At 60.5% G+C, this 17,943-nt stretch carries 15 protein-coding genes and 1 other RNA gene; 6 read left to right on the top strand and 10 right to left on the bottom strand.

The window, feature by feature from the left end:
* Together carB and carA are read right to left on the bottom strand one after the other, a co-directional pair.
* The gene (carB, locus tag BMZ23_RS12390; RefSeq protein WP_093477875.1) at positions 1–3,216 is read right to left on the bottom strand and encodes a carbamoyl-phosphate synthase large subunit; all 3,216 of its coding nucleotides are present in this window, start codon (positions 3,214–3,216) and stop codon (positions 1–3) included.
* Between the two features lie 24 nt (positions 3,217–3,240).
* Positions 3,241–4,377 (bottom strand): glutamine-hydrolyzing carbamoyl-phosphate synthase small subunit, encoded by a 1,137-nt coding sequence (gene carA, locus BMZ23_RS12385; RefSeq protein ID WP_093477872.1) that lies wholly within the window; start codon positions 4,375–4,377, stop codon positions 3,241–3,243.
* 327 nt (positions 4,378–4,704) lie between these two features.
* On the opposite strand from carA, the gene BMZ23_RS12380 reads away from it, so the two are divergent.
* A complete protein-coding gene (locus BMZ23_RS12380; RefSeq protein ID WP_093477869.1) occupies positions 4,705–5,481 on the top strand; it encodes a hypothetical protein in 777 nt (258 codons plus the stop codon).
* Positions 5,482–5,542: 61 nt separating this feature from the next.
* On the opposite strand, the gene dapB is transcribed toward BMZ23_RS12380, so the two are convergent.
* The 4 genes from dapB to grpE form a co-directional block, all read right to left on the bottom strand.
* Positions 5,543–6,346 carry a 4-hydroxy-tetrahydrodipicolinate reductase gene (gene dapB, locus BMZ23_RS12375; RefSeq protein ID WP_093477866.1) on the bottom strand — a complete coding sequence of 268 codons (804 nt, stop codon included), beginning with the start codon at positions 6,344–6,346 and terminating at the stop codon, positions 5,543–5,545.
* An 11-nt stretch (positions 6,347–6,357) separates the two neighbouring features.
* Complete coding sequence (gene dnaJ, locus BMZ23_RS12370; RefSeq protein WP_093477863.1) at positions 6,358–7,497, bottom strand: molecular chaperone DnaJ; 1,140 nt, start codon at positions 7,495–7,497, stop codon at positions 6,358–6,360.
* 104 nt (positions 7,498–7,601) lie between these two features.
* Entirely contained in the window at positions 7,602–9,521 is a 1,920-nt protein-coding gene (gene dnaK, locus BMZ23_RS12365) for a molecular chaperone DnaK (protein WP_093477860.1), read from the bottom strand.
* 85 nt (positions 9,522–9,606) lie between these two features.
* Complete coding sequence (grpE, locus tag BMZ23_RS12360; protein ID WP_093477857.1) at positions 9,607–10,164, bottom strand: nucleotide exchange factor GrpE; 558 nt, start codon at positions 10,162–10,164, stop codon at positions 9,607–9,609.
* A 169-nt stretch (positions 10,165–10,333) separates the two neighbouring features.
* Here grpE and recN point away from each other — a divergent pair, with 169 nt between their 5' ends.
* Positions 10,334–12,007, top strand: coding sequence for a DNA repair protein RecN (recN, locus tag BMZ23_RS12355; RefSeq protein ID WP_093477996.1), 1,674 nt, complete (start codon positions 10,334–10,336; stop codon positions 12,005–12,007).
* 73 nt (positions 12,008–12,080) lie between these two features.
* Here recN and fur read toward each other — a convergent pair whose 3' ends face one another.
* Positions 12,081–12,488 carry a ferric iron uptake transcriptional regulator gene (gene fur, locus BMZ23_RS12350; protein ID WP_093477993.1) on the bottom strand — a complete coding sequence of 136 codons (408 nt, stop codon included), beginning with the start codon at positions 12,486–12,488 and terminating at the stop codon, positions 12,081–12,083.
* A gap of 91 nt (positions 12,489–12,579) precedes the next feature.
* On the opposite strand from fur, the gene BMZ23_RS12345 reads away from it, so the two are divergent.
* Positions 12,580–13,020: an outer membrane protein assembly factor BamE gene (locus tag BMZ23_RS12345; protein WP_093477854.1), complete on the top strand. Its 441-nt coding sequence runs from the start codon at positions 12,580–12,582 to the stop codon at positions 13,018–13,020.
* Positions 13,021–13,044: 24 nt separating this feature from the next.
* Here the strand turns inward: BMZ23_RS12345 and BMZ23_RS12340 are convergent, their stop codons facing one another.
* From BMZ23_RS12340 to BMZ23_RS12330, 3 genes are read right to left on the bottom strand one after another with little or no spacing between them, the layout of a single operon-like run.
* The gene (locus tag BMZ23_RS12340; RefSeq protein WP_425431697.1) at positions 13,045–13,359 is read right to left on the bottom strand and encodes an RnfH family protein; all 315 of its coding nucleotides are present in this window, start codon (positions 13,357–13,359) and stop codon (positions 13,045–13,047) included.
* The gene (locus BMZ23_RS12335) at positions 13,349–13,783 is read right to left on the bottom strand and encodes a type II toxin-antitoxin system RatA family toxin (RefSeq protein WP_093477851.1); all 435 of its coding nucleotides are present in this window, start codon (positions 13,781–13,783) and stop codon (positions 13,349–13,351) included. Before BMZ23_RS12335 ends, BMZ23_RS12340 begins: the two co-directional genes overlap by 11 nt.
* Before the next feature lie 7 nt (positions 13,784–13,790).
* Positions 13,791–15,194, bottom strand: a complete 1,404-nt coding sequence (locus tag BMZ23_RS12330; RefSeq protein WP_093477848.1) for a sodium-dependent transporter — start codon at positions 15,192–15,194, stop codon at positions 13,791–13,793.
* A gap of 111 nt (positions 15,195–15,305) precedes the next feature.
* On the opposite strand from BMZ23_RS12330, the gene smpB reads away from it, so the two are divergent.
* The 3 genes from smpB to ssrA all read left to right on the top strand — a co-directional run bounded on the left by smpB (position 15,306) and on the right by ssrA (position 17,860).
* Complete coding sequence (smpB, locus tag BMZ23_RS12325; RefSeq protein ID WP_093477845.1) at positions 15,306–15,788, top strand: SsrA-binding protein SmpB; 483 nt, start codon at positions 15,306–15,308, stop codon at positions 15,786–15,788.
* A 243-nt stretch (positions 15,789–16,031) separates the two neighbouring features.
* The gene (locus BMZ23_RS12320; protein ID WP_093477842.1) at positions 16,032–17,390 is read left to right on the top strand and encodes a flavin-containing monooxygenase; all 1,359 of its coding nucleotides are present in this window, start codon (positions 16,032–16,034) and stop codon (positions 17,388–17,390) included.
* A gap of 114 nt (positions 17,391–17,504) precedes the next feature.
* Positions 17,505–17,860, top strand: a transfer-messenger RNA (tmRNA) gene (gene ssrA, locus BMZ23_RS12315).
* Positions 17,861–17,943: the final 83 nt, after the last annotated feature.

The following is a 17,943-nucleotide window of genomic DNA, read 5'->3' as shown; positions in this document are numbered from 1 at the left end:
TCAGATACCTGCGTGCAGATCCTGGAGGCGACGTACTGTCTTCTCCGGGCCGAATTTCAGTGCCATGCACACCGCCTGGCCACCGGCCAGGGTGGTGGTCGAATAGACTTTGTGCTGCAGCGCACTGCGACGGATCGAATAGGAGTCGGCAATCGACTGGCGGCCTTCGGTGGTGTTGATCACCAGGCTGACCTGATCGTTCTTGATCATGTCGACGATATGCGGACGCCCCTCGGTTACCTTGTTGACCCGGCGCACGGCTATGCCGGCCGCCTCGATAACCGCTGCAGTACCGCTGGTAGCGACCACCTCGAAGCCCAGCTCGACCAGCTGGCGGGCCAGCTCGGCAGCATGCGGCTTGTCATCCTCACGCACACTGAGGAAGGCACAGCCGCCGTTCGGCAGTATCTCGTTGGCGCCCACCTGCGACTTGGCAAAGGCCTCGGCAAAGCTGTCGCCAACGCCCATCACCTCACCGGTGGATTTCATCTCCGGGCCAAGGATCGGATCGACGCCGGGGAACTTGGCGAACGGGAACACCGCCTCCTTGACGCTGAAATACGGCGGCACCACTTCCTCGGTAAAGCCCAGCTCCTTGAGGGTTTTGCCGGCCATCACCCGGGCGGCGATCTTCGCCAGCGACTGACCGATGCACTTGGATACGAAGGGCACAGTCCGCGAGGCGCGCGGGTTCACTTCGATGACATAGATGGTTTCGCCCTGCACCGCCATCTGTACGTTCATCAGACCGACCACGCCGAGCTCCAGCGCCATCTTGCGCACCTGCTCGCGGATCTGGTCCTGGATTACCGCCGGCAGCGAATAGGGTGGCAACGAGCAGGCCGAGTCACCCGAGTGCACGCCGGCCTGCTCGATGTGCTGCATGATCGCGCCGATCACCACGTCGGTGCCATCGGACACCGCGTCGATATCCACCTCGATGGCGCAATTGAGGAAGTGATCGAGCAGTACCGGGCTGTCGTTGGACACCTTGACCGCCTCACGCATGTAACGGCGCAGCTCGTCTTCCTGGTAGACGATCTCCATGGCCCGGCCACCGAGTACATAGGACGGGCGCACCACCAGCGGATAACCAATGGTCTTCGACAGGGCGATGGCCTGATCCTCGCTGCGCGCGGTGGCATTCGGCGGCTGCAGCAGATTCAGTCGCTCAACCATCTGCTGGAAACGCTCACGGTCCTCGGCACGGTCAATCGCCTCGGGACTGGTACCGATGATCGGCACCCCGGCCTCTTCCAGCGCCCGCGCCAGCTTCAGCGGGGTTTGGCCGCCATACTGCACGATCACACCCTTGGGCTGTTCGACGCGGACAATCTCCAGCACGTCTTCCAAAGTTACCGGCTCGAAATACAGACGATCGGAGGTGTCGTAGTCGGTGGAAACGGTTTCCGGGTTGCAATTGACCATAATGGTTTCATAACCGTCTTCGCGCATCGCCAGTGCCGCGTGTACACAGCAGTAGTCGAATTCAATACCCTGGCCGATGCGGTTCGGGCCACCACCCAGCACCATGATCTTCTCGCGGCCGCTGGGATTGGCCTCGCACTCTTCCTCATAGGTCGAGTACATATAGGCCGTATCGGTGGCAAACTCGGCGGCGCAGGTATCTACCCGCTTGTATACCGGGTGTATCTTGAGTTTCTGCCGGTGGCTGCGCAGGCTCTTTTCAGTCACTGCCAGCAGTTCGGCCAGACGCGCATCGGAGAAACCCTTGCGCTTCAGGCGGAACATCAGCGCCTGATCCAGATCGGCCAGACCCAGGCTCTTGACCTGCTCTTCCTCACTCACCAGATCCTCGATCTGCACCAGGAACCAGGGGTCGATCTTGGTCAGGGCAAAGACTTCATCACGGCTCATGCCGATTCGGAAGGCATCGGCGACAAACCAGATACGCTCGGCACCCGGCACCGTCAGCTCTCGCACCACCTCGGTACGCGCCTCGCTGTTGGCCGGATCAACCTTGGGATCCAGACCGCAAACACCCACTTCCAGACCACGCAGGGCCTTGTGCATGGATTCCTGGAAGGTACGCCCGATGGCCATCACCTCGCCCACCGACTTCATCTGGGTGGTCAGGCGGGCATCGGCATTGGGGAACTTCTCGAAGGCGAAACGCGGGATCTTGGTCACCACGTAGTCGATCGCCGGCTCGAAGGAGGCCGGCGTGCGGCCGCCGGTGATGTCGTTCTGCAGTTCGTCGAGGGTATAGCCGACCGCCAGCTTGGCAGCGATCTTGGCAATCGGGAAGCCAGTGGCCTTGGAGGCCAGCGCCGAGGAACGCGATACCCGCGGGTTCATCTCGATCACCACCATGCGCCCGGTATCCGGGCAGATGCCGAACTGCACGTTGGAGCCGCCGGTTTCCACACCGATCTCACGCAGTACCGCCAGCGAGGCGTTACGCATGATCTGGTATTCCTTGTCGGTCAGGGTCTGTGCCGGCGCCACGGTGATCGAGTCACCGGTGTGCACGCCCATCGGATCGAAGTTCTCGATCGAGCAGACGATGATGCAGTTGTCCTTCTTGTCACGGACCACCTCCATCTCGTATTCCTTCCAGCCGATCAGCGACTCGTCGATCAGCAGCTCCTTGGTCGGCGACAGGTCCAGACCGCGGTTGCAGATTTCCTCGAACTCTTCACGGTTGTAGGCGATACCGCCACCAGTGCCACCCATGGTGAAGGACGGGCGGATGATGCAGGGGAAGCCGAGCTGATCCAGTACACCGTAGGCCTCTTCCATGTTGTGCGCGATACCCGAGCGCGGACACTCAAGGCCGATGGACTTCATCGCCTTGTCAAAGCGCGAGCGATCCTCGGCCTTGTCGATGGTGTCGGCGTTGGCACCGATCATCTCGACGCCGTACTTTTCCAGGACGCCGTGCTTTTCCAGATCCAGCGCGCAGTTCAGCGCGGTCTGCCCGCCCATGGTCGGCAGCACCGCATCCGGGCGCTCCTTCTCGATAATCTTCTCCACCGTCTGCCATTTGATCGGCTCGATGTAGGTGGCATCGGCCATCGCCGGGTCGGTCATGATGGTGGCCGGGTTGGAGTTCACCAGAATCACCCGGAACCCCTCTTCCTTCAGCGCCTTGCAGGCCTGGGCACCGGAATAGTCAAACTCGCAGGCCTGGCCGATAACGATGGGGCCGGCGCCGAGGATCAGAATGCTTTGAATGTCTGTACGTTTTGGCATGGTCGTCTACAAATCCTTGGATGCTCAGCGGCGCGTGGCCATGGCCTCGATGAAACGGTCGAACAGCGGCGCAACATCGTGCGGGCCGGGACTGGCTTCGGGGTGACCCTGGAAGCTGAAAGCCTGTTTGTCGGTGCGTTCAATACCCTGCAGGGTGCCGTCGAACAGCGACTTGTGGGTAGCGCGCAGGCAGTCCGGCAGGCTGTCCTCATCCACGGCAAAGCCATGGTTCTGACTGGTGATCATCACCACCCCGCTGTCCAGATCCTGAACCGGGTGGTTGGCGCCGTGGTGGCCATGGCCCATCTTCACCGTCTTCGCCCCGGAGGCCAGCGCCAGCAACTGATGGCCCAGGCAGATACCAAACACCGGGATAGCGGTGTCGAGGATCTCGCGGATGGCCGTAATCGCGTAGTCACAAGGCTCCGGATCACCAGGGCCGTTGGACAGGAACACACCGTCCGGGTTCAGCGCCAGCACCTCGCTGGCCGGGGTCTGTGCCGGCACCACAGTCAGGCGACAACCGCGCGCCACCAGCATGCGCAGGATGTTGGTCTTTACCCCGTAGTCATAGGCCACCACATGGTAGGGCAGCTCGGCAGCCGTGCGTTCCGGATGGCTGTCACTGGCCAGCTCCCAGACGCTGGAGCGCCATTTATAGGGTGCCTTGACTGTAACCTCCCTGGCCAGATCCATGCCCTTCAGTCCGGGGAAGCTGCGCGCCAGCTCAAGCGCACGCTCCTCGCTGAGGTCATCACCGGCCATGATGCAGCCGTTCTGCGAACCCTTTTCACGCAGGATGCGGGTCAGCCGACGGGTATCGATACCGGCAATCGCCACCACCCCATTGTCCTTCAGGTACTCCGGCAGGGTCTGCTTGAAACGCCAGCTACTGGCCAGCAAGGGCAGATCGCGAATCACCAGACCGGCGGCATGCACGCGATCCGACTCGACATCCTCGGGGGTGACGCCGGTGTTGCCGATGTGCGGGTAGGTCAGGGTGACGATCTGGCGGGAATAAGAGGGGTCGGTAAGTATTTCCTGATAACCGGTCATGGCCGTATTGAACACGACCTCGCCGACGCTATGGCCGTCGGCACCGATGGCCTCACCGCGAAACACGCTGCCGTCGGCGAGGACTAGAAGAGCTGGCTTGGACAAGAAAACCTCCGATTGTGCTGGCGCTGCTGACAAAACTCGGGCTGCACAAAAGCGGGAATGGGGTGTCAGGCACCACATCCCGCTGCAAGGCATTGTCAATTACGCGCTGGATAGACAGATCAGCTCGATAGTCTACCGATCAACGCAAGAAATTTCCAGCACCAACGCGTCTGCGGTCAGACGTACCCCCCGACCTGCGTGTTTCATCACATCTTCATCTGTGGTACAACGCCTCATGGCGTCGACCATGCGCACAGAACAGCCTTGCCGGCGCACATGGCAGCGATGCCAAAACAACAAGAAACGCTAAGGATTGGGGAAACGAACATGGCTCTACAGCTTTCACGCCTGATACTGCTGGCACTTTTCTGCTTCGCCCCACTGGTTGCGCAGGCCGTTGACCTGCAGCGACTGCAGGCCATGCACGAATTCCGCAGCCAGGGCTATACCGCTGCCACCTACCTGCTGATCGACAACAACCTTTACGAAAAGATTCGCGAGCCAGAAAACCGGATCCGCTACAACGAAGCGCTGTCCAATATGGATGCCGCCCTGCGCACACTGGGCATGCCCGCCGAACTGTCCGCGCTCAAGGCCAATTTGCAGCTGACCATCCGCGAACTGGAAGGCCAGCCTGAAGAAGAAGCCCACTTCAATCTGTCTACCGTCAACCGCATCATGCAGATCCATGGCCAACTGGATCGCATGGCTGAGAGCGAGTATGCAGGAATGACCGAAGGAGCTCCTGCCGAACTACTGACCCTGCATGCCCAGAGCCTGGAAATCAGCCAGATTCTGCTGCTGTACCAGAACAACATGTTCAGCTCGGTTGGCGTCTACTTTATGGACAACGAGGATGGAATGTTCACCATGCTCGACAACCGCATCACAGAACGAGCCGGCGAACTGCGCAAGCTGTTCCCGGATCTTCAGGCCCGGCTCGAGCGCCTGGACAAGCAATACGACTTTATTCGTCCGCGTCTGCTGAAGTACTACGAAGACTGGGTACCCTCAATGGCGGCCTTCTACCTGCAGCGCAACACCCGCATCCTTGACGAACTGTCACGCGAACAAGTCAGAGTGTCGAGTCTGGCCCAAGGCTGACAAACCTGACCCACAAAAAAACCGGCCTGGCCGGTTTTTTTGTGGGTCCAGATCGCACCGGTCAACGCAAACCCAGCACGTCCTGCATATCGAACAGGCCGCTGTCATGGCCCTGCAACCACAGCGCCGAACGCACTGCGCCGCGAGCAAAGGTCAGACGACTGGAAGCCTTGTGAGTAATCTCCACCCGCTCGCCCTCGGTGGCAAACAGCACGGTGTGATCCCCCACCACATCGCCGGCACGCACGGTAGCGAAGCCGATGGTGTCGCGCTCGCGAGCGCCAGTCTGGCCCTCACGACCATATACCGCCACCTTGCGCAGATCACGCCCCAGCGCTTCGGCCACCACCTCCCCCATGCGCAGCGCAGTACCGGATGGGGCGTCCACCTTGTGCCGGTGATGCGCCTCGATAATCTCGATATCGGCATCCTCACCCATGACCCGCGCCGCCATATCCAGCAGCTTCAGGCACAGGTTGACGCCAACACTGAAGTTGGCCGCCAGCACAACCGGAATATCCCGCGCGGCGTCGGCGATCTGTGCCTTTTCCGCCTCACTGAAACCGGTAGTACCAATCACCATGGCCTTGCCATGGACGCGGCACAACTGCAGGTTGACCAGCGTGCTGCTGGGGTGGGTGAAATCGATCAGCACATCGAAATCGCCCAGCACCTGCTCCAGACTGCCGGCAATCACCACACCAAGGCGACCGACCCCAGCCAGCTCGCCGGCATCGGCACCCACCAGACTGCTTTGCGGACGCTCGATGGCGGCGCTCAACTGCGCCCCTTCGGTCTGGCCAATGGCCTCGATCAGCGCCTTGCCCATGCGACCGGCTGCGCCAATAACCGCTATCCGTCTCATCTTCGCTCCGCTCAGAATTTCATGTCTTCAAAGAAGTTCTTTACACCCTCGAACCAGCTCTTGGCCCGTGGCGACTGATTGCTGCCCTCGGCCTCCAGGGTGCCACGCAACTCCTCGAGCAGTTCGCGCTGACGCTTGGTCAGGTTGACTGGCGTCTCCACCACCACGCGGCACAGCAAATCACCCGGCGCACCACCGCGTACCGGCGTCACACCCTTGCCACGCAGGCGGAACAGCTTGCCGGTCTGCGCCCCCTCGGGGATCTTCAGCTTGACCCGGCCATCCAGGGTCGGCACTTCCAGCTCGCCGCCGAGTGCCGCATCGGTAAAGCTGATCGGCACCTCACAGTACAGGTTCTTGCCATCGCGCTGGAAGATCTTGTGCTCGCGTACCGAGACCACCACGTACAGATCGCCGGCCGGACCACCATTGACACCCGCCTCGCCCTCACCCGCCAGGCGGATGCGGTCACCGGTATCGACCCCGGCCGGGATTTTAACCGACAGGGTTTTCTGCTCCTCGACGCGCCCATGGCCACGGCAGTCGCCACAGGGGTCGGTGATCATCTTGCCGCTGCCATGGCAGCGCGGACAGGTCTGCTGCACCGAGAAGAAACCCTGCTGCATGCGCACCTGACCGTGTCCGCCACAGGTAGTACAGGTGACCGGGCTGGTGCCCTTTTTGGCACCACTGCCACTGCAGGTCTTGCACTCGACCAGTGTCGGCACCCGGATGGTCTGGCTGGAGCCGCGTACCGCCTCCTCCAGATCCAATTCCAGGGTGTAGCGCAGGTCGCTGCCGCGCTGGGCACTGGAACGCCCACGGCCACCGGCTGCGCCGCCAAAGATATCGCCGAACACATCACCGAAAATATCCGAGAAGTTGGCGCCGCCACCAAAACCACCGGCACCGCCGCCCATGTTCGGGTCGACACCGGCATGCCCATACTGGTCATAGGCCGCACGCTTCTGCGCGTCGGTGAGCACTTCGTAGGCCTCGTTGGCCTCCTTGAATTTTTCCTCGGCTTCCTTGTCGTCGGGATTGCGGTCCGGGTGGAACTTCATTGCCAGCCGCCGATAGGCCTTCTTCAGCTCGGCTTCGCTGGCACCGCGCTCGACACCCAGAACCTCGTAATAGTCACGCTTGGCCATCGTTCATCATTCCTCTGCCACGCTCGGGCAGCACAAACGGCAACGCGGGAGCCAGTCCCGCGTTGCCGTGCTGCATGCTTCAGGGCCGCCAGGCGGCCGGGACCTTACTTGTTGTCCTTGACCTCTTCAAACTCGGCATCGACAACATCATCCGCGCCGTCGCTACCAGCATCCGCTTGCGCCTCACCCGGCTGGGCAGCCTGCGCCTGCTCGGCGTACATCTTCTGCACCAGCGGTGCCGACGCCTCGGACAGGGCGTTGATTTTCGCCTCGATATCGTCCTTGCTGTCACCCTTGATGGCCACTTCAAGGTCGCTCAAGGCGGCCTCGATGGCAGACTTCTCGGCATCAGTCGCCTTGTCACCTGCTTCCTTCAGGGTCTTGCGGGTGGCATGCACCAGCTGGTCACCCTGATTACGCGCAGTCGCCAGCTCCTCGAACTTGCGATCTTCCTCGGCATTCGCCTCGGCATCACGCACCATCTTTTCGATTTCCTCGTCGCTCAGACCGGAAGAGGCCTTGATCACGATCGACTGCTGCTTGCCGGTAGCCTTGTCCTTGGCGGACACATTAAGGATACCGTTGGCGTCGATATCGAAGCTAACCTCGATCTGCGGCACACCGCGCGGCGCCGGCGGAATATCGGCCAGATCGAAGCGACCCAGCGACTTGTTCTGCCCGGCCTGCTTGCGCTCACCCTGCAGCACGTGAATGGTAACGGCTGTCTGGTTGTCATCGGCAGTGGAGAACACCTGCGACTTTTTGGTCGGAATGGTGGTGTTCTTCTCGATCAGTGCAGTCATCACACCGCCCATGGTCTCGATACCCAGCGACAGCGGGGTCACGTCGAGCAGCAGCACGTCCTTCACGTCACCGGCCAGTACCGCACCCTGGATGGCGGCGCCCACGGCAACTGCCTCGTCCGGGTTGACGTCCTTGCGCGGCTCCTTGCCGAAGAACTCGGTAACCGCCTTCTGCACCATCGGCATGCGGGTCTGGCCACCGACCAGAATCACTTCATTGATCGCCGACACGTCCAGACCGGCATCCTTCATGGCTACGCGGCACGGCTCCAGACTGCGCTTGACCAGATCCTCGACCAGCGACTCCAGCTTGGCACGGGTCACCTTGACGTTCAGGTGCTTGGGACCCGAGGCGTCTGCAGTGATGTACGGCAGGTTGACATCGGTCTGGGTGCTCGAAGACAGCTCGATCTTGGCCTTCTCGGCAGCCTCTTTCAGGCGCTGCAGGGCCAGCGGATCATTGTGCAGATCAACGCCGTTTTCCTTCTTGAACTCATCGGCCAGATAGTCGATCAGGCGCATGTCGAAATCTTCACCGCCGAGGAAGGTGTCACCGTTGGTCGCCAACACCTCGAACTGGTGCTCGCCATCCACTTCGGCAATCTCGATCACCGACACGTCGAAGGTACCGCCACCCAGGTCATAGACCACGATGGTCGAGTCGCCACGCGCCTTGTCCATGCCGTAGGCCAGTGCCGCAGCGGTCGGCTCGTTGATGATGCGCTTGACTTCCAGACCGGCAATCCGGCCGGCATCCTTGGTCGCCTGGCGCTGACTGTCGTTGAAGTAGGCCGGCACAGTGATTACGGCTTCGGTAACCGGCTCGCCGAGGTAGTCTTCGGCAGTTTTCTTCATCTTCTTCAGCACTTCGGCGCTGATCTGCGGCGGCGCCATCTTCTCGCCACGGGCTTCGACCCAGGCATCGCCATTGTCGGCCTTGAGAATCTTGTAGGGCACCAGCTTGATGTCCTTCTGCACCACATCCTCGTCGAAACGACGACCGATCAGACGCTTCACCGCAAACAGGGTGTTGTGCGGGTTGGTCACCGACTGGCGCTTGGCCGACTGGCCAACCAGGGTTTCACCGTCGTTGGTGAAAGCCACGATTGACGGCGTGGTGCGACCGCCTTCGGCGTTCTCGATCACCTTGGCAGTGCCGTTTTCCATGATGGCGACGCAGGAGTTGGTGGTTCCCAGGTCGATACCGATAATCTTGCCCATCTGTGTTCTCTCCGAAGCTGAGTGCCGCGCCCGGCGGCCGGGTTCAATCTGTCATGCCCACTGAATGGGGGCGTTCAAAACAATTTCAAGCCTGCTCGTCAATGTGGGGTGCCGGCGCGCTGGGCGCCTTGCTGACCACCACCATGGCCGGGCGTAACAGCCGACCACTGAGCGTGTAACCTTTCTGGAACACCTTAAGCACGGTGTTCGGCTCACAAGCCGGGTTCTCCTCCATGGCCATTGCCTGATGCAGCTCCGGGTTGAAGGGCTCACCGTGCGGACTCACTTCAGCCACACTAAAGCGCGACAGGGTATCGAGGAACATTTTCAGGGTCAGCTCCATGCCTTCGTGCATCGAACGCAGGGCTGGATCGTTCGGATTCGACAACTCGATACCGCGCTCCAGACTGTCGAGGACCGGCAACAGGTCACCGGCAAAACGCTCCAGGGCAAACTTGTGCGCCTTCTCCACATCCTGCTCGGCACGCCGACGCACATTCTGCATCTCGGCGGCGGCACGCAGCGCTTGATTACGCGCCTCGTCCAACTGCGCCTCCAGCTCGGCAATGCGGTCCAGCTCGGGCGTGTGTGTGGCAGCGTCCAGCCCTTCAGGCTGCTGATCGCTGTTCATCTCGTCGGTCATGCTGTGCTCCTGTAAAAACCTGTCAATCCACCGATCTGCGGACATAACCCGCAGCAATGCGGCTGTATATGGGGACGATGCGGACAGCTTCAAGGGTTTGTCGAGCGGACTTGTCGACAACCTGCAACTACTGTATAAAAAGCCAGACAAAGCCTACCGGGAGCTGGCCATGCTGATACACCTTGCGGTCAACAATTACGCCATCGTCGACCATCTGGATATCGAGTTGAGCAGCGGCATGACAGTCATCAGCGGTGAAACCGGCGCCGGCAAATCAATCATGCTGGATGCCCTGGCGCTGACCCTGGGTGACCGTGCCGACAGCGGCGCCGTACGCCCCGGCGCAGACAAGGCGGACATTCTTGCCACCTTCGATGTACGGCAGATCCCGGAAGCGCAGCAATGGCTTGCCGAGCGCGATCTTGATACTGACCAGCAGCAGGTGATCCTGCGCCGGGTAATCACCGCAGAGGGACGCTCGCGCGGCTACATCAATGGCAGCCCTTGCCCGCAGCAGGACCTCAAGGCCTTGGGCGAACTACTGATCGACATCCACAGCCAGCATGAACACCAGTCGCTGCTGAAAACCGATACCCACCGCCGCCTGCTGGATGAATACGCCGGTGCGGTGGAATTGGCCCGCCAGGTGCAACTGGCCGCGCAACGCTGCCGGCAGACCGAACAGGCCCTGCAACGCGCCAGCACCCTGGGTGACGAGCAACAGGCGCGCCAGCAACTGCTCAGCTACCAGCTGGAAGAGCTGGACAACCTGGCCCTGCAGGACGGTGAGCTGGACAGTCTGGAGTCCGAACAGCGACAACTGGCAAATGCCGAACAGATAGTGCACAACTGCCAGCAGGTCATCGACCTGTGCCGCGAAAGCGACAGCGGCAGCGTACTGCAGGCGCTCAACGCCAGCCTCGGCCGACTCACCGCACTGGCGGAACACAGCCGCCACCTTGGTGAGGCCCATGCCCTGCTGGCCAGTGCGCAAATCCAGGTAGAGGAAGCAGTTGGCGAGCTGAGTCGTTACCTCGACCACTTCGAGGCCGACCCACAACGCCAGCAGCAGGTCGAGGAACGTCTCGGCAGCATTTACGAACTGGCGCGCAAGCACCGGATACAACCGCAACAGCTAGCCGCCCTGCAACAGCAGATGCTCGACGAACTCGACAGCCTGCAACAGCAGGATGCCGATATTGAACGCCTTGGCGAGGAACTGGCCGCCTACCGTCAGCACTACCAACAGTTAGCTCAGCAGCTGTCCGGCATTCGCAGCGAGGCCGCCGCACGCCTGGCGGCGGCGGTCACCGAGGAAATCCAGCGTCTCGGCATGCCCGGCGGGCGCATCGAAATCAGCCTGCAGGAACTGGCTGCCGATAACCATCCGCCGCAGGGCCTGGAGTCCGTGGAATTCATGGTCAGCGCCAACCCCGGCCAACCCGCCAAACCCTTGGCCAAGGTGGCGTCCGGTGGCGAATTGTCACGTATCAGCCTGGGCATCCAGGTAATTACCGCACAGACCTCACGGGTACCCAGCCTGGTGTTCGATGAAGTGGATGTAGGTATCGGCGGCCCCACCGCCGAGATTGTCGGGCAACTGCTGCGGCGCCTGGGCAATCGCGGCCAGGTAATCACCGTGACCCACCTGCCGCAGGTTGCTGCACAGGGGCATCAGCACCTGTTCGTGCGCAAGGAGCAAGATAAGAACAGCACGCGTACCTGTATAGACAAACTCGACACCGATGGCCGGATCAAGGAAGTGGCACGCATGCTTGGCGGCATCGACCTGACCGAGGAATCACTGGCGCACGCCCGCAAGCTGCTGGCTGTCAGCGCCTGAGCGCAGAGCCAGTACTCGTCCCTGATCCATGTCATCCCCGCGAAAGCGGGAATGACGGTTCGGCCAACCGGGCTCAGGAGCCCTTTTTCTTCACGTAAAGCACCAGGTTGTGGTCAACCAGCTCGAAGCCATGCTCCTTGACGATTTCCCGCTGGCGGCGCTCGATCTCCGGATCAAAGAACTCGATAACCTCACCGGAATCGACGCAGACCATATGGTCGTGATGATCACCATCCGCCAGCTCGAAAACCGCATGACCGCCATCAAAGTTGTGCCTTACAACCAGACCGGCCTGCTCGAACTGGGTCAGCACCCGATACACGGTAGCCAGACCAACATCGTCACCGGCCTCCATCAATGCCTTGTAGACATCCTCGGCACTCATGTGACGCTCTTCGGAGTTGTCGAGCATCTGCAGTATCTTCACCCGTGGCAGGGTGACCTTGAGGCCAACTTTGCGGAGTTCCTGATTTTCAAGCATGGGCAGTTTCTCGTTCAGCGCTTCGCAGGGCGGGATCTGTCGGGTATGATTCAGGGCCATTCAGCCCTAACACGACTGTGGATGATACCACGTGACAGTAAAAAGCCCGAACCGAATCATTCTCGCTATCCTTTGCACTGCGGCCCTGTCGCTGGGCGGCTGCGGCTTTCCCGGCGTCTACAAGATCGACGTACAACAGGGCAACGTGATTACCCAGGACATGGTTGACCAGTTGCGGCCCGGCATGACCACCCGCCAGGTACGCTTTATCATGGGTAGCCCGCTTATTCAGGACACACTGCACCCGAATCGCTGGGACTACCTGTACAGCCTGCAGGCCGGACACAGTACACGCACCCAGGAGCGCATTTCGTTGTTCTTCGAGAATGACCGTCTTGCCGGCCTGAGTGGTGACTTCGTGCCCGGTACCAGTCGCGATGAAGCCATCATGGGTGGCCAGCTCCCCGCCTCTTCATCCAGCGAGAGCTTTCCGGTAGACCTTGGTGCGCCGCTGCAAACTGGCGACAACTGACCAGATCAAGGGCCGACTGACCATTCAGCCGGCCTGTTCCTCTGCCTTTGCTCTGGCGGCACGCTGCTTGCGCACTTCCTTCGGATCGGCCAGCAGAGGCCGGTAAATTTCCACCCGCTCACCCGCCTGAAGAACCCGCTCCGCCGGCTTCGCCACCGACTTGCCAAAAATCCCCATCGAACTGGCATCCAGATCCAGCCCCGGAAACTCGTTGACTATCCCCGACAACCTGGCCGCCTCAAGCATGCTGGTGCCCTGCGGCACCGCGACGGCGATGATGCGTTGCTTATCAGGCAGCGCGTAGGCCACCTCCACCACAATGCTGTGCTCAGCCACCATATATCTCCTTGGCGCGTTGGCAGAACGCCTCGACCATGCTGTTGGCAGCCTGATTGAACAATGGCCCCAGCGTAGCCTTGACCACCGGCCCAGCGTAATTGAAGTGCAGATCCAGACTGATCTTGCAGGCATGTTCGCCAAGTGCACGAAACTCCCAGATACCATGCAACTCGGTAAAGGGGCCCTGCTCCAGACGCATTTCGATGCGCTGACCGGGTATCAGCTGATTGCGAGTGACAAATGACTGGCTTACCCCCGCCTTGGCCACAGTCAACTGCGCTCGCATTTCCTGCTCGGTTTCGTCAAGCACCTGCGCTGAAGAGCACCAGGGAAGAAACTGCGGATAATGCTCGACACGGTTGACCAGATCGAACAAGCGCTGGGCTGTATAGGGCAACAAGGCGGAACGCTGGATATGGGTCATACGGCAATCACTTGAGCAGCTCGGCAACAAACACAATGGTCACGCCCACCGGCGCCACCACACGTAACAGCCAATATATTACCGGAAACATCCAGGGATGCCGCAGGGACAATTCGGCGCGCACCACGTCACGCCCCATCACCCAGCCGGCAAAGACCGCAAACAACAACCCGCCCAGCGGCAGCATGATGCGGCTGGTCAGATAATCGATGCTGTCGAACAGGGTCTTGCCGCCCTCGGTGGTCCAGCGGAAAAGATGCCAGCCATCTGCGTCGCTGACAAAGAACCGCGCGTCGGCCAACACATTGAATGACAGCACCGTACCCATACCGACCACCCAACACAGTGCCGCAATAACGCCGGTAACCAGAGCCCGGCTGCGACCACTGCGCTCAACCCAGTAGGCCACTGCGGGCTCGAGCATGGAAATGGCCGAACTCCAGGCGGCAACCGCCACCAGAATAAAGAACAACAAACCGAATAGCTGACCCAGAGCGATATTGCCAAAGGCAATCGGCAGGGTGACGAACATCAATCCCGGCCCACCGCCAGGCTCAAGTCCTGCGGCAAAGACAATAGGAAACAGCGCCATGCCAGCGGTCAGCGCCACCACGGTATCGAGAAGTCCCACGGTCATTACCGTAGCCCCGATCGAGGACTTCTTCGGCATGTAGGCACCAAACACCATGATCGAACCCACACCGACGCTCAGGGTAAAAAATGCATGCCCCATTGCAGCCAGAATACCGTCCGGCACTTCGGCCAGATCAAAATGGAACAGGAACTTCAGTCCGTCACCAAAATGCCCGGTAGTCAGCGAATACCCCAGCAGCACCAACAGCAACACAAACAGCATCGGCATCATGATGCGCAGGCTGCGCTCCAGCCCGGCAACCACACCGCGGGCAATGATAAAGGCCGTCACCAGCAGAAACAGTGAATGCCACAAGGTAAGACGCCATGGGTCGGCGGTCAGCGCGCCAAAACGTGCGCCAGCCCCGGCACCATCAATTCCGGCAAATTCGCCTCGCCCCATGCCGATGATGTAATCCAGCGACCAGCCGGCCACCACACTGTAAAACGACAGAATCAGCAGGCCGGTGACCATACCCATCAGTGCCGCCAGCGACCAGCGCGGAGAAGCACCCGATTGCAGCGCCAGGCTGCGCATGGCATTTACCGGGCTCTGCCGTCCTCTACGACCTATCACGGTCTCTGCCAGCATGATCGGCACGCCTATCATCGCAATGCATATCAGGTAGACCAGCACAAAGGCGCCGCCCCCATAAACACCGGCCATATAGGGGAATTTCCAGATATTACCCAGCCCGACCGCCGAGCCAGTCGCCGCCAGTATAAAAATCCAGCGACTGGCCCAGATACCGTGAATGGAAACACTGTCATTGGCCATGCTGTTTCACCGTCCAGAAGAAAAAAGGAGGGCATTGTGCGGATTCCATACCGGCAGGACAAGGTCGGACCGATAGCCGGACGCCGCACAAGCGCCTATAATGCGCCGCCTATGAGCAAGCAAAAGAACGCACAGGCCAGCGGCGGCACCATAGCGCTGAACAAGAAGGCCAAACACGACTATTTCATCGAGGAACGCTTCGAGGCCGGCGTGTCGCTGACCGGCTGGGAAGTGAAAAGCCTGCGTGCCGGCAAGGCCCAGCTGGTCGACAGCTATATCGTCTTCAAGGACGGCGAAGCCTTTCTGTTCGGCGCACAAATCAGCCCGCTGCTGAGCGCCAGCACCCATGTGGTGGCCGACCCGATCCGCACCCGCAAGCTGTTGCTCAAGGCCCGCGAACTGGACAAGCTGATCAGCGCCGTGCAGCAGAAAGGCTACAGCTGCGTACCGCTGGCGCTCTACTGGAAAAAACACCTGGTCAAATGCGAGATTGCCCTGGTCAAGGGCAAAAAGGACTTCGACAAGCGCGAAACCCTCAAGGAACGTGACTGGGAGCGTGAAAAACAGCGCGTGGTGCGCGAGCGCAACCGCTGATTCACCTTTTTTTGCTGTGCCGCTGAACTAATCGATAGGACCGCCAGTCAGAACTTACAGACTGGTCAGCTCCACCAGTCCCCTTTCTGGTTTGGTCAATGCAAGCAATGAACCTGTACCCCGCTCTGCGGGGTATTTTTTTGTCGCATACCCGCCCCATCAACCCGGCTGATGACACTTGCCAAGCCGGCGACAACGTCCTAGCGTGCTGAAGCAACAGGCCAACAACAACGAGAACAGCCGATGAGCGCAGCCCAACCGCATGCCGAACAGCCCCTGGATGTCCTGATCGTCGGCGCCGGCCTGTCCGGCATTGGTGCCGCCTGCCGCCTGCGCCAGCAGTGCCCGGACAAGCAGTTTCTGATCATCGAGGCGCGCGATGCGATTGGCGGCACCTGGGACCTGTTCCGCTACCCCGGCATCCGCTCCGACTCGGACATGTACACCCTCAGCTACGACTTCAAACCCTGGGCCAACGACAAGTCGATAGCCGACGGCCCGGACATTCGCACCTATATCAATGAAGCCGCCGACGAGCACCAGCTGCGCGAACAGATCCGCTTTGGCCAACGGGTCGAACGCGCCGACTGGTCAAGCAGCGAGGCCTGCTGGACCCTTGAAATCAGTCACCGCGACAGTCAGGGCCAACCCGCACGCTACCAGCTGCGCAGCCGCTTTCTTTACCTGTGCAGCGGCTACTACAGCTACGACCAGGCCTACCGCCCGCACTTCCCCGGCGAGGAAGGCTTCAACGGCCCGATAGTGCACCCGCAGTTCTGGCCCGAAGCACTGGATTACCGCGACAAGCGCGTAGTGGTGATCGGCAGTGGCGCCACCGCCTTCAGCCTGGTGCGCTGGAAAAACATCCTGACCGGCATCTTCTATTACCGGCTGGCCCGCCGACGCCCCGGCCTGTTCAGAAAACGCCTGATCGAAATGGCCGCCAGCGAACTCGGCCCCGACATCAACCCGGCCCACTTCAGCCCGGCATACCAGCCCTGGGACCAGCGCATCTGCGTGGCGCCGGATGGCGACCTGTTCAAGGATATCCGCGAAGGCCGCGCCAGCGTGGTCACCGACCAGATCGACCGGATCACCAGCGACGGCATCCGGCTGGCCAGTGGCGCTTCACTGCCAGCCGACATCATCGTGGTCGCCACCGGTCTGCAACTGAACGCCTTCGGCGATATCCGGCTAGGGGTCGACGGCAAGGCTGTCGAACCGGCGCAGACCATGGCCTACAAGGGCATGATGCTCAGCGACATTCCCAACTGCGCCATGGCCTTCGGCTACGTCAACTCGTCCTGGACCCTGAAGGCCGACCTGACCGCCGACTATGTCTGCCGGCTGCTGAAACACATGGACCAGACCGGCATGGCCATAGCGGTCGCCGAACGCGACTCCGAGGTCAGCGAGCAACCCTTCCTCAGCTTTACCTCTGGCTATGTGCAGCGGGCCAGCGGGCTGCTGCCAAAACAGGGCGACCGGATTCCCTGGCAGGTCTACCAGAACTACCTGCAGGACCGGCGCATCATGCGCAACAGCCCGATCGACGACGGCGTGCTGCGTTTTTATTCAGCATCAGCAGTAAATCGGCCTTGAAATGCCAGTAAACATCCCACATAAAGGTAGCGTGAGTCGTTAAACGTCAAAGCAACTGGCCAGCCGGGAACCTCTGACGTAGAATGCGGTCTCACGATTGAACCAGCAAGATTTGGGGCCGATTTGGATTCGACGACGGTTACAAAACTTGAGGGGCATGCCGAGTAGGTGACAGTTCTCGTAAATCCGCTGCCACATCTTTATAGTTGCCAACGACGACAACTACGCCCTAGCCGCTTAAGCCGGCTAGCAGCCTCTAGGGGATGCCTGTAAACCCGAAGATCTGGCTGTCATATAGAACAGGATCGCCGCCAAGTTCGCTGCAGACGTAACGGCTAAAACTCATGCAGCTCGCTCCAAGCACCCTGCCACTCGGGCGGCGCGGAGTTAACTAAGTAGAGATGGCTAAGCATGTAGAACCGATAGCGGCGGACTGGCGGACGGGGGTTCAAATCCCCCCGGCTCCACCAAACAAACCCTTGAAAACATTGATGTTTTCAAGGGTTTTTCTTTTCAGTGTCGAAAAACTGTCTATGTCGGGCGAAGGCCTGCG

Source organism: Halopseudomonas yangmingensis (assembly GCF_900114825.1).
GTDB classification, from domain to species: Bacteria; Pseudomonadota; Gammaproteobacteria; order Pseudomonadales; family Pseudomonadaceae; genus Halopseudomonas; species Halopseudomonas yangmingensis.
Note: the sequence above shows the minus strand (reverse complement) of the source record. Positions and strands in the feature narration are given on the sequence as shown.

What these genes read in the sequence shown, in the direction of transcription:
- carB (WP_093477875.1), bottom strand. Translation starts at nt 3,216, where the DNA reads ATGCCAAAACGTACAGACATTCAAAGCATTCTGATCCTCGGCGCCGGC.
- BMZ23_RS12380 (WP_093477869.1), top strand. Translation starts at nt 4,705, where the DNA reads ATGGCTCTACAGCTTTCACGCCTGATACTGCTGGCACTTTTCTGCTTC.
- dapB (WP_093477866.1), bottom strand. Translation starts at nt 6,346, where the DNA reads ATGAGACGGATAGCGGTTATTGGCGCAGCCGGTCGCATGGGCAAGGCG.
- dnaJ (WP_093477863.1), bottom strand. Translation starts at nt 7,497, where the DNA reads ATGGCCAAGCGTGACTATTACGAGGTTCTGGGTGTCGAGCGCGGTGCC.
- dnaK (WP_093477860.1), bottom strand. Translation starts at nt 9,521, where the DNA reads ATGGGCAAGATTATCGGTATCGACCTGGGAACCACCAACTCCTGCGTC.
- grpE (WP_093477857.1), bottom strand. Translation starts at nt 10,164, where the DNA reads ATGACCGACGAGATGAACAGCGATCAGCAGCCTGAAGGGCTGGACGCT.
- recN (WP_093477996.1), top strand. Translation starts at nt 10,334, where the DNA reads ATGCTGATACACCTTGCGGTCAACAATTACGCCATCGTCGACCATCTG.
- fur (WP_093477993.1), bottom strand. Translation starts at nt 12,488, where the DNA reads ATGCTTGAAAATCAGGAACTCCGCAAAGTTGGCCTCAAGGTCACCCTG.
- BMZ23_RS12340 (WP_425431697.1), bottom strand. Translation starts at nt 13,359, where the DNA reads ATGGTGGCTGAGCACAGCATTGTGGTGGAGGTGGCCTACGCGCTGCCT.
- BMZ23_RS12335 (WP_093477851.1), bottom strand. Translation starts at nt 13,783, where the DNA reads ATGACCCATATCCAGCGTTCCGCCTTGTTGCCCTATACAGCCCAGCGC.
- BMZ23_RS12330 (WP_093477848.1), bottom strand. Translation starts at nt 15,194, where the DNA reads ATGGCCAATGACAGTGTTTCCATTCACGGTATCTGGGCCAGTCGCTGG.
- smpB (WP_093477845.1), top strand. Translation starts at nt 15,306, where the DNA reads ATGAGCAAGCAAAAGAACGCACAGGCCAGCGGCGGCACCATAGCGCTG.
- BMZ23_RS12320 (WP_093477842.1), top strand. Translation starts at nt 16,032, where the DNA reads ATGAGCGCAGCCCAACCGCATGCCGAACAGCCCCTGGATGTCCTGATC.